We start from the raw sequence: 11,086 nt of genomic DNA, 5'->3' as shown, positions 1-11,086 counted from the left end.
CCGCCGCGCCAGCGGCCGGCAGCACGCCCAATACCCGTCCGGCCCTCACTGATGCGCAGCGGGAGCAGGCGCACCAGTTGCGCTTCCAGGCCCGCGGCATTATGCTGAATGTGGCACAACTGGCGCAGAAATACGACCACCAAATCAGCCAATTGGCCGAGGAAGTGCAGCCCCAGAAAGAGCAGTGGGCCGCTGATATGAAGGCCATTGTCGCTAAAAATGCCACGCCTGAGCAGCAGCAGAAACTGGCCGCCGCCAAAGGCCGCCACGGCCGCGGCCCGGCGCAGCTACGCCGCTTCTTCAAGCCCGCTATGTTCCTGCTGATGGACCCCAATGCCCCGGCCGATGCGCCCGGCGAGCGCGGCGTCGGTGTCAGCAGCTTCTATCCGAACCCAGCCGCGGCCACCACGCAGCTGGAGTACGAGGTGAAAAAAGCCGGCCCGGTTTCCATCGATTTGCTTGACAAGGACGGTAACAAGCTGCGCACGTTGCTGCCCGAAACGCCGCAGGAAAAAGGCGGCCAGCGGCAGCAACTGAATTTGAGTGACCTATCGGCCGGTACTTATTTTTATAAAATCATCACCAAAAGCGGCACGCAAACCAAGCGGTTCGTGAAAGAGTAGTGCCGAGTTGTCATTGCGAGCGTAGCGCGGCAATCCTTCCTCATTCACTCAGTGACCAGCCTATTAATGTGAAAAGCCCCGGCTCTGGAATAGAGTCGGGGCTTTTGGTTTGCAAAAAGGCTTTGCCACATTTCAGGGTTGGTCGCAGTGAGAGGAAAAATTGTCGCGCTGTGCTCGCAATGACAGCCCGGCGCTACTCCCGCACCAGCTCGCCGCTCAGGCGGCGCAGGGCCAGCTCGGCCTGCTTAGCGGCGTAGCGGATGTCGAGCAGGCGGGTTTCGGCGTCGAGCTCGTTGCGCTGGGCTTCGCGCAGGGCCAGGGGCGTGAGCAGGCCCAGGCGGTAGCGCTCGAGGGCAATATCCACGTTCTGGCGGGCCAGCTGGATGTTGGTTTCTTCGAGGTCGAGCAGCTGCAGGTAGTTCTGGTATTGGGCGTACGCGGTGGCGGCGTCGGCATCGAGCTGCAGGCCGGTCTGGTCGAGCTGCAGGCGGCGCTGCTCCTCAATCACGCGGGCGTTTTGCTCCTGGCGGCGCAGGTTGAAGCCGTCGAAGATGGGCACCGAGGCGGTGATGCCGTAGTTCAGGCCCTGCACCTGGTTGGTGCTGGTGGTGAGCACGGTGCCCGCAAACGCCGCGTTGTTGATGTTGCGGGTGAGGCCGTAACCCGAAATCAACCCGATTTGCGGGAAGCGGGAGGCGCGTACCAGGCGGCGGTCGTAAGTCGCCACGTCAAGGCCGAGACGGGCCTGGGCCAGGCGCGGGTTGTTGGCTTTGATGCCGGCTGTGATGGTTTCTTCGCGCAGGTCGCGGGTTACGGTGAGGCTGTCGCTGGGGGCGAAGTCGAGGCGCGGGGTGCGGCCCAGCAGGTTATTGAGCGTGATTTTGGCAGCGGCCAGCGCCTGTTGCTGTTGCAGCAGCAGGCTGCGGTCGGCGTTATAGTCGACGCGGGCGGTCAGTACTTCTACTTTGGCGCTCACGCCCACATCCACGCGGGCTTGCGTGAGGTCGATGCGGGCCTGACCGATTTTCAGGGCTTCTTCAAGCGAGTTGATTTTGCCCGACTGCCGCACCACGTCGTAGTAGGCGTTGGCCACGTTTTCCACGGTTTCCTCCACCGTGGCGCGGGTAATCTGCTGCTGCTGCTGGCGCAGGCTTTTCAGCCGGTCGTAGGCGATGAACATGCCCAGGCCGTCGAACAGCGTCCAGCCCAGCGTGACGTTGGTATTGAAGGCGTTGGAGCTGGCCCCGTTCACAATGCGCGGGTCGCTGGTGCCGAAGCGCTGGTTGATGTTGTTGTTGTTGAAGGTGCGCGTGAGGTTGCCCGTCAGGCTGGGCAGCTGGCCGGCGTTGCCGCGCGTCACGTTGTTCTCGGCAACGCGCTCATCCTGCCGCGACACCAGGATGCCGTAGTTGTGCTGCAAAGCCTCGGCAATGGCTTCCTGCAGCGAAAGCGGCGGCGCGGCCGGTACCGTGGCCGGCTTCTGCAACTGCCGCGGCTGGGCCACCGGCACCTGCGCCAAGCCGGCGAAGGGGAGGAGAAGGAAAAAGAAGGGAAGGAATTTCATTGATAAAGGTATACGAACCATAATCGGCCGTCATGCAGAGCGGAGCGAAGCATCTCGCGTGGGCTAGCAACTAAATTGTGAAGACGGCATTGATTAGTGGTGGCACGCAAGATGCTTCACTGCGCTCTGCATGACGTTCTTAATGTAGTTCGTCGGGTCAACGTTATGCTGCCACCGGTTGCTTTTCGCCAGCGGCCACTTTGGGCTTGTGGCTCTTGGCCGAAGCGAAATAGGAATACATCACCGGCACCACGAACAGCGTGAGGCCGGTGGCAAATAGCAGCCCGCCTACTACGCCGATGCCCATGGCCCGGCGCCCCAGCGCGCCCGCGCCCTGCGCCATGGCAATGGGCAGAATGCCGAGCACGGCGCATAGGCTGGTCATCAGAATGGGTCGGAAACGGGCGGCCGAACCTTCAATCAGGCCGGTCATGTAGTCGGACCCTTTTTCCACGCTCTGATTGGCGAATTCCACGATGAGAATGCCGTTTTTCGTCACCAAACCTACCAGCATGATGATGCCAATTTGCGAGAACAGGTTCATGGTTTGGTTGAAATACCAGAGGCTAAACAGGGCGCCGGCCAGCGCCAGCGGCACCGTCACCATGATGATGCCGGGGTCGCGGAAGCTTTCGAACTGCGCGGCTAGAATCAGGTAAATCAGCACCAGCGCCAGGGCGAAGGCGAAGAGCACCGACGAGGAGCTTTCGGCGAAGTCGCGCGACTGGCCCGCGAGGGCGGTGGAGAACGAGTCATCCAGGTTTTTGTCGGCGATGGCCTGCATAGCGGCAATGCCTTCGCCCAGGGTTTTGCCCTTAGCCAGCGAGGCCGAGAACGTGGCCGCGTTGTAGCGGTTGAAGCGGTAGAGCTGGGGCGGCGTACTTTTCTCCACCAGCGTAATCACGTTGTCGAGCTGCACGAGCTTGCCGGTGCGGCTTTTCACGTTCAGGGTGCGCACGTCGAGGGGCTGATTGCGGTTTTCGCGCGCCACCTGGCCGATAATCTGGTACTGCTTGCCTTCGCGGATGAAGTAGCCGTAGCGCTGCCCGCTGAGGCCGGCCTGCAGGGTTTGGCTGATGTCCTGCACGCTCACGCCCAACGTCTGGGCTTTTTCGCGGTCAATCACCACGCGCAGTTCGGGCTTGTTGAACTTCAGGTTCACGTCGACGAAGCTGAAGGTTTTGTCGGCCTGCGCGGCTTCCAGAAACTTGGGCACGGCGGCAGTCAGCTTCTCGAAATCCTGGGTTTGCACCACAAACTGCACCGGCAGTCCGCCCCCGCGGCCGCCGCCACCGCCGGAGCTGATGCTCTGGTCCTGCGACACAGAAACGCGGGCACCGGTGTATTTCTTCACCGCAGCCGTGATGATATCGGCCAGCTGCTGCTGGGTATGAGGCCGGTCTTCGGGGTCTTTCAGCAGCACGCGGGCGATGGCCGAGTTGGCCGCGCCGCCGCTGCTGCCGCCGCCGGGCGAGGTCACGGTCAGGATGTTGTCCGCGTCGCGGGCCGAGCTGTCGGTGAGCACCTTGGTCAGGTCGGTCATGTAGTTGTCCATGTACTCGAACGACGCGCCTTCCGGGGCGTTGGCGTTGATGCTAAGGCGGTTGCGGTCTTCCACCGGGGCCAGCTCCGAGGGCAGGGTTTTCATGAAAAACCAGATGCCCACGCCCGTAAGCGCCACCAGGCCCCATGCCAGCCAGCGCCGGTCGAGGAAGGTGATGAGGGCGTTGCGGTAGCCGTTGGTGAGGCGCTGGAAGAACGGCTCCGTCTTGCGGTACAGCCAGTTGTGGTCGCCCTCGCGCTTGAGCAGCTTCGAGCACATCATGGGCGTGAGGGTGAGCGATACGAAGGCCGAAATCAGCACCGAACCGGCCAGCACAATGCCAAATTCCCGAAACAGCTTGCCCGTGATACCCGACAGAAACACCACCGGCAGGAACACCGCCGCCAGCACCACGGTCGTCGAAACCACCGCCATCAGAATCTCGGCCGAGCCGTTCTTGGCCGCCTCCAATGGCGTTTCTCCTTCCTCGATTCGGCTGTAAATATTCTCCAGCACCACAATGGCGTCGTCCACCACGAGGCTGATGGCCAGTACAATGGCGAGCAGCGTAAGCACGTTGATGGTGAAGCCCATCAAATCCATTACGAAGAAGATACCGATGAGTGACACCGGAATAGCCACCACCGGAATGAGCGTGGAGCGCCAGTCGCGCAGGAACAGGAAAATCACGACGACCACGAGCACGAAGGCCTCAATAATCGTGTCCTCCACCTCGGCAATCGAAGCGCGAATGAAGACCGAGTTGTCGAAGCCCGTGCTGATTTTCAGGTCTTTCGGCAAGTCGTTCTGGTATTGCTTCATCCGCTTGTTGAACTCCTCGGTGATGGCAATCTGGTTCGAGCCGGGCTGCGGAATGGCCATCACGGCCACCATCGGAATGCCATTGCGACGCAGAATAGTCTGGTCGTTTTCGGGGTAGAGCTCGGCGTAGCCCACGTCGCTCAGCCGCACCAGCGAAGTCGGGTCGTTGCGGATAATTAAGTCGTTGAAATCCTTCACCGAAGCCAGACGGCCCATGGTGCGCAGCGAAAGCTGGGTGCTCTGGCCCTGCACCGCGCCGCTGGGCAGCTCCACGTTTTCGCGGGCCAGGGCCTGCTGCACGTCAACCGGCGACACGCCCAGCGCGGCCAGCTTCACCGGGTCGAGCCAGAGGCGCATGGAATACTTGCGCTCGCCCCACACCCGGATTTCGCTCACGCCGGGAATGGTTTGCAGGCGCTCCTTGAGCACGTTGTTAGCGTAGTCGGTCAGCTCCAGCAGCGTGCGCGAGGAGGAGCTTAAATAGCTCAGAATGATGGGGGAGGAGTCGGCGTTAGCCTTGCTCACGGTGGGCGGGTCCACGTCGCGCGGCAGGCGGCCCTGGGCGCTCGATACCTTGTCGCGCACGTCGTTGGCGGCGGCTTCAAGGTCCACGTCGAGGTCGAACTCCACAGTGATGTTGCTGCCGCCGTCGCGGCTGGTGCTCGACAAGTTTTTGATGCCCGCGATGCCGTTGATGCCTTCTTCGAGCGGCTCGGTTATCTGGCTCTGAATCACGTCGGCCGACGCGCCGGTGTAGCTGGTCTGCACCGTGATGATGGGCGGGTCGACGCTCGGGTACTCGCGGATGGCAAGCGAGCGGAACCCAATCGCGCCGAAAATCACGATGAGCAGGCTCATCACGATGGCAAGCACCGGGCGGTTGATACTGACGGAGGAAAGACTCATGCTATATCGATTGAACGAGTAGAGACGCAATATTTTGCGTCTCGTCATTGCTGATGTTGTTATTGCTGCGCGGTTCGGCGCGGTACCGGTCGTTCAACGACGAGACGCAAAATGTTGCGTCTCTACTCGTTCAGCGGCCTACTTCTGCACCGCCACCTTGTCGCCGGCTTTCACCTGCAGGATGCCGGTGCGGATAACCGTGTCGCCCACGGCCAGGCCCTTGGTAATCTGAATCACCTTATCCGAGCGCACGCCGATGTTGACGGGTTGGATTTTGGCCTTGCCATTCTTCACGATGAATACCGTGTAGCCGCTGGCCACCGGCACCACAGCCTCAGTCGGAATCTGCAGGGCCTCGGCGGTTTCGCCCAGCTCCAGGTTCACTTTCACGAAGCCGCCGGGGCGCAGCTCCATGTTCTTGTTGGCGTATACGGCCCGCACTGGCAGCGTGCGCGACACGGGGTCAATCTGTGGGTTGATGGCGTAGACTTTGGCCTCGATTTTATTGGTTGTGGCTTCATCGGTCACCAGTACCGGGTCGCCCACGCGCACCGATTGGGCGAAGCGGCTGGGCACGTTGAAGTCAATTTTCACCGGCGATACCCGCGAGAGCGTAGTGATGGCCGTGCCCGGCGACACGTACGCGCCCACCGAGGTGTTGCGCAAACCCAGAATGCCGTCGAACGGCGCCCGCACGTAGGCTTTTTGCAGCGTAACGCGCAGGGCAGCCAGGTCGGCGCGGGCCGTGAGCAGGGCGTTTTGCGACTGTTCGTATTCCTGCCGGCTGATGTATTCTTTGGCCAGCAGCGTGCGCTGGCGGGCCTCCTGGTCCTGGTAGAGCTTGATGTTGTACTCCTGCTTTTGCAGCTGAGCCTGCACGTCGGCCGCGTTAATGGTGAACAGCAGCTGGCCCTTGCGCACCGGCTGGCCTTCCTGAATGTTGAGACTGGTGATTTTGCCCGAAATCTCACTCTGAATGGTTACCGCCTCATCGGCCAGCACTGAGCCGGTGGAGGAAATTTCGTCGGCCAGCTTGGTGGGGGCCACCACGTATACCTGCACCGGTACTTTGGGCTTACCGCCGGGGCCGCCCTTGCCGCCCGGCGCGGCCGCGCCACCTTTACCTCCTTTGCCGCCGGCATCTTTGTCGGCGTTGGGGCTCGGGAAATATTTCACCTTGGCCCAGGCCATGCCCGCGATGATGAGCGCGGCAATCAGCCAGCCCAGCCAGCTGCGCTTGCCTTTCGGCTGCGGCTCGTAGTCGGGCTCGGCGGCGGCGGGCGGCGGGGCGGCCGTGGGCGCAGGCGTAGAAGTCGTGTCCCAGGTTTTGGGCGTAGCAACAGAAGTGTTATCCAAAGGCATAGTGAGGAAGAACGCACAAGCGTCGGCCGATGTTCAGGCCGCGCTCAGCCGGGCGAGGGTAGTAGAAGACTTAGAACCCCAATAGGTGACGTTTCGGCTCCCGGGGTTGCGTCAAAGGTCCGGAAATCCAGACGGAGAGGCCCATCATGCAGACCGGGCCTATCTTCGCAACGATGAAGCCCGCTCCCGAAACCCCGCCCGAACCCCGCAATTTCTTCCAGGACGTGTACGAAGTGGTGCGCCTGATTCCGGCCGGTCGGGTCACGTCGTATGGCACCATTGCCCACTACCTGGGCTCGCGGCGCGGGGCGCGCACGGTGGGCTACGCCATGCTGGCCGCCCACGCCGATGCCTCGGTGCCGGCCCACCGGGTGCTCAACCGCCTCGGCCACCTCACCGGGCGCCTGCACTTCGCCACGCCCACCGCCATGCAGGAGGCCCTCGAAGCCGAAGGCATTAAAGTGGAAGACGACCGGGTGGTCGATTTTGACAAACTGTTCTGGGACCCGGCCGTGGAGCTGGGATAAGACGCCGACCAACTCAATGCTGCGGGGTTGATGGTCAGGAAAAAACCGACTGGTAAAAGGCATGAGGCATTGATGAACGGGCAGGCGTGAGCCGCCGCCGCGCACTATATTTGTTGTCCCCGGAGTGTGCCGGTGTCTTTTTTTATCGTATGAAGCACTTTATTACTGCGCTTGTTGCGTTGCTGCTGAGCCTGCCAGCCGTCGCGCAAACTACCTTTTCCATCCGCGGGCGCGTGCTCGACAAGGTGACCGGCGAAACGCTGCCGGGCGCTACCGTGCAGGTGACCGGCAACGGCCAGAACACCGGCACCGGGGCCGATGTGGAGGGCAACTATAAAATTGGCAACCTGCCGCCCGGCACCTACACCGTGCAGGCCAGCTTTGTGGGCTACAAGCCCATGACGCAGACGGTGCGCATTTCGGCCCAGAGCGTGGTAGCCTCCTTTCCGCTCAACTCCGACAATGCCAGCCTGGCCGAAGTTGAAGTAGTGGCCACGCAGGCTCAGGAGCGTGAAACCCCCGTGGCCTTCGCAGCCGTGAACGAGGTGAAGCTGCGCGAAACCCTGAGCAACCGCGACCTGCCCCTGATTCTCAACGAAACGCCCGGCGTGTACGCCACGCAGGGCGGCGGCGGTACCGGCGACTCGCGCATCAACGTGCGCGGTTTCGACCAGCGCAACGTGGCCGTGCTTATCAACGGCGTGCCCGTCAACGACATGGAAAACGGCCAGGTGTTCTGGAGCAACTGGGACTTGGGCGACGTTACCAAGAGCCTGCAGGTGCAGCGGGGCCTGTCGGCTTCCAAAATTGCCGTGCCCTCGGTGGGCGGCACCATCAACGTGCTCACCAAAGGCTTCGACGATAAAAAGGCGGCTCTGGCCCGCGTCGAAACCGGCTCGAACAACTACCAGAAATACTCGCTCATGCTGAGCTCGGGCCAGCTGAAAGGCGACTGGGCCGTGACCGTGTTCGGCTCGCGCCGCACGTCCGACGGCTGGGTGGACAAGGCTTTCGACGACGCCTGGACGTACTTCGGTACCATCAGCAAGCGCGCTGGTCACCACACGCTTTCGCTCACCGGCCTGGGCTCGCCCCAGCGCCACGGCCAGCGCACGTTTCCGTTCGAGGTGTACAAGTATTCGTACGAGAAGGCGCGTGAAATTGGCGCCACCATCAAATCGGGCGGCGACAAAGGCTTTCAGTACAACCCCTACTGGGGCACGCTCGACCGCTACTCCATCGTGGGCGGTACCAAGGTGAGCCACGGTGTGGAAACGCTGAACGAGCGAACCAACTTCTACCACAAGCCCCAGGTGAACTTCAACGACCTGTGGCAGGTGAACGACCGGCTGTTTGTGTCGACGGTGTTGTATGCCTCGTACGGTACCGGGGGGGGCACGACCACGCTGACCGGCAACTCCTCAACTAACACCATTGTGGATGCCAATGGACAAACCGGCTTCCAGAAAATTTACGACACCAACTACGCGGCGGTGGGCGCCGACGGGCAGCGGCAGTCATCGGAGATTTTGGTGAATGCCATCAATAGCCACCGGTGGTATGGATTTGTGGTGGGCGGCGACTACCTGCTGAACGACAAGCTGACGCTGTCGGCCGGTGTGGATGGCCGCGATTACACCGGCCTGCACTACCGCGAAGTGCGCGACCTGCTGGGCGGCGATTACTACGTGAACGCCGGCAACGCCAACGACCCTACGGCCCGGCTGAGAGTAGGCGATAAGCTGAGCTACAACTACGACGGTAAAACCCGTTGGCTGGGCGGCTACACGCAGCTCGAATACAAAACCCCGGTGCTTTCGGCGGTGGTGAGCGGCACAATGTCGCGGGTGTCGTACAAGCGCATCGACTATTTCCAGAAGCGCTTGCCCGACGGCAGCCCGGTATCAACCGACTGGACCAACTTCAACGGCTACAGCGTGAAAGCCGGCGCCAACTATAACCTGACCGAGCACGACAACATTTTCGTGAACGTGGGCTACAACAGCAAGGTCCCTTTCTTCAACCTGCTCTACACCACCACCGGCCGCAAATACGATAACGTAAAGCCCGAGGGCATTACTAGCGCCGAAATTGGCTACGGCATCAGCTACCCCAGCCTGAAGGTGACGCTGAACGCGTACTACACGCTGTGGGCCAACAAAACCACTACTTCGGTATCGACGACGACGGGCCAGGCCATTTACAGCACGGTGCGCAACGTGAATGCCCGCCACATGGGCATCGAGATGAGCATTGCCCAGGAAATCAGCCGCCGCCTGCAGCTGAACTCGGCCATCTCGCTCGGCGACTGGCGCTGGACCGGCCAGGGCCTGCTCAACCAGACCGACGAGGCGGGCTTCCCGGCTGGTGGTGGCTTCGACCAGCCCGTGTACCTCAACGGGGTGCACGTGGGCGACGCCGCCCAGAACCAGTTTCAGGTGGGCCTGCGCTACGAGCCCTTCCGCGGGGCTTACATCCGGCCGTCGTTCCTGCTGTTCACCAAGTACTACGCCGATTTCAACCCCGAAACCATTCTCAACCAGGGTACCAGCACCGATTCGTATCGCCTGCCGACCTCGCGCAACCTCGATATGCACTTTGGCTATGATTTCAAGCCAATGTTCAAGAATGGCACGCGCATCGGCCTCAAAGCTTCGGTGTTGAACGTGCTGAATGAGTTTTATTTCACCGATGTGTCGAACCGCTCCAACTCCAATTCGGGCAACCTCGACCTGATGCAGGTGTTCTTCAACCGGGGCCGTACGTTCACGGCCGGGCTGTCCATCGGGCTGTAAGCACGAGCAGTTAGTGCATAAAAAATCCCCGGCGAGGTCCTCGCCGGGGATTTTACTTTCTGGGCAATAGCAGCCCCTCCACTACCGCCCGCCGGCGGCCGCGGCGGCCAGCACGGCCCCGCGCATTTCTTCGGGCGACGTGTTTTTGACGAGGTAGCTGTGGGCGCCTTCGGCCAGCACGGTGCTCACCAGCGAAGGGTCGTCGTGCATGGAGATGATGACGACGCGCACATCGGGAAACTGCGTGCGTAGCAGGCGGGTGGTTTGCAGGCCGTCGAGCACGGGCATTTGCATGTCCATCAGAATGACGTTGGGCCGGCTGCCCTGGTCGAGCAGTTCGAGGAGCTCCTGGCCGTTGCTGGCCTCGCACACCACCTCAATGCCGGAATAGCCGCTTAGCAGCGCACGCAGCCCCTTGCGAAAAAGGATGTGGTCGTCGACGATGGCCAGGCGCACAGGATGAGCAGCAGTAGGCGTATTCATATAGCAAAAGTAATAGAAGAATTAGGGGAAGAAGTTGCGCCCAGCAGCGTTACCGGCAGAGTCGCCTCAACGCGGGTGCCCCCGCCGGGCTGCGAATGGTAATGGAGCTGGCCGCCGAGCACCGCCACGCGGCTGCGTAAGTTGATGAGCCCCATGCCGACGGCTTGCCCGTGGGGGCCGGGTGGGGGCATTTCTTCGAGGGTGGCTAAATCGAAGCCGTGGCCGTCGTCGGAGTAGGTGAGCACCAGCAAGCCGGGCGATGCCGCGACTTTCAGCACGATGTGCTGCGCTTCGGCGTGCAGTAAGCCATTGGCCAGCAGCTCCTGCGCAATGCGGTACACCATCAGCTCGTGCGAAGGAATGAGGCGGCCGAGCATGCCGCTCTGCTCCAGCCGCACCTCGGGGCCGTGGTCGGGCGGCTCGGCCTGCACCAGGGCGCGCAATGCCTGCGCCAGCCCCAG

8 protein-coding genes are annotated in these 11,086 nt (G+C 61.9%); 3 read left to right on the top strand and 5 right to left on the bottom strand.

The features are described from left to right. The coding region (locus ACYVDE_RS07145) for a T9SS type A sorting domain-containing protein (RefSeq protein ID WP_460500799.1) at window positions 1-623 on the top strand (623 nt) is incomplete at its 5' end. 193 nt (window positions 624-816) lie between these two features. On the opposite strand, the gene ACYVDE_RS07140 is transcribed toward ACYVDE_RS07145, so the two are convergent. The 3 genes from ACYVDE_RS07140 to ACYVDE_RS07130 form a co-directional block, all read right to left on the bottom strand. After that, window positions 817-2,187 carry a TolC family protein gene (locus tag ACYVDE_RS07140; protein WP_460500798.1) on the bottom strand — a complete coding sequence of 457 codons (1,371 nt, stop codon included), beginning with the start codon at window positions 2,185-2,187 and terminating at the stop codon, window positions 817-819. Window positions 2,188-2,350: 163 nt separating this feature from the next. Next, window positions 2,351-5,458 carry an efflux RND transporter permease subunit gene (locus ACYVDE_RS07135; protein WP_460500797.1) on the bottom strand — a complete coding sequence of 1,036 codons (3,108 nt, stop codon included), beginning with the start codon at window positions 5,456-5,458 and terminating at the stop codon, window positions 2,351-2,353. 138 nt (window positions 5,459-5,596) lie between these two features. Continuing rightward, on the bottom strand, window positions 5,597-6,820 hold the full coding sequence (locus ACYVDE_RS07130) for an efflux RND transporter periplasmic adaptor subunit (RefSeq protein WP_460500796.1): 1,224 nt from the start codon (window positions 6,818-6,820) through the stop codon (window positions 5,597-5,599). A 173-nt stretch (window positions 6,821-6,993) separates the two neighbouring features. Here ACYVDE_RS07130 and ACYVDE_RS07125 point away from each other — a divergent pair, with 173 nt between their 5' ends. Both ACYVDE_RS07125 and ACYVDE_RS07120 read left to right on the top strand, forming a co-directional pair. Next, window positions 6,994-7,347: an MGMT family protein gene (locus tag ACYVDE_RS07125; RefSeq protein WP_460500795.1), complete on the top strand. Its 354-nt coding sequence runs from the start codon at window positions 6,994-6,996 to the stop codon at window positions 7,345-7,347. 149 nt (window positions 7,348-7,496) lie between these two features. Next, entirely contained in the window at window positions 7,497-10,142 is a 2,646-nt protein-coding gene (locus tag ACYVDE_RS07120; RefSeq protein ID WP_460500794.1) for a TonB-dependent receptor, read from the top strand. 81 nt (window positions 10,143-10,223) lie between these two features. Here the strand turns inward: ACYVDE_RS07120 and ACYVDE_RS07115 are convergent, their stop codons facing one another. Together ACYVDE_RS07115 and ACYVDE_RS07110 are read right to left on the bottom strand one after the other, a co-directional pair. Beyond that, entirely contained in the window at window positions 10,224-10,625 is a 402-nt protein-coding gene (locus ACYVDE_RS07115) for a response regulator (RefSeq protein WP_460500793.1), read from the bottom strand. Next, a partial coding sequence (locus ACYVDE_RS07110; protein WP_460500792.1) for a sensor histidine kinase occupies window positions 10,622-11,086 on the bottom strand: 465 nt, incomplete at its 5' end. The genes ACYVDE_RS07115 and ACYVDE_RS07110, both read right to left, overlap by 4 nt.

It is taken from the genome of Hymenobacter agri (assembly GCF_054778495.1).
The sequence above is the reverse complement of the archived record's forward strand: the minus strand, read 5'-3'. Positions and strand labels throughout refer to the sequence as shown.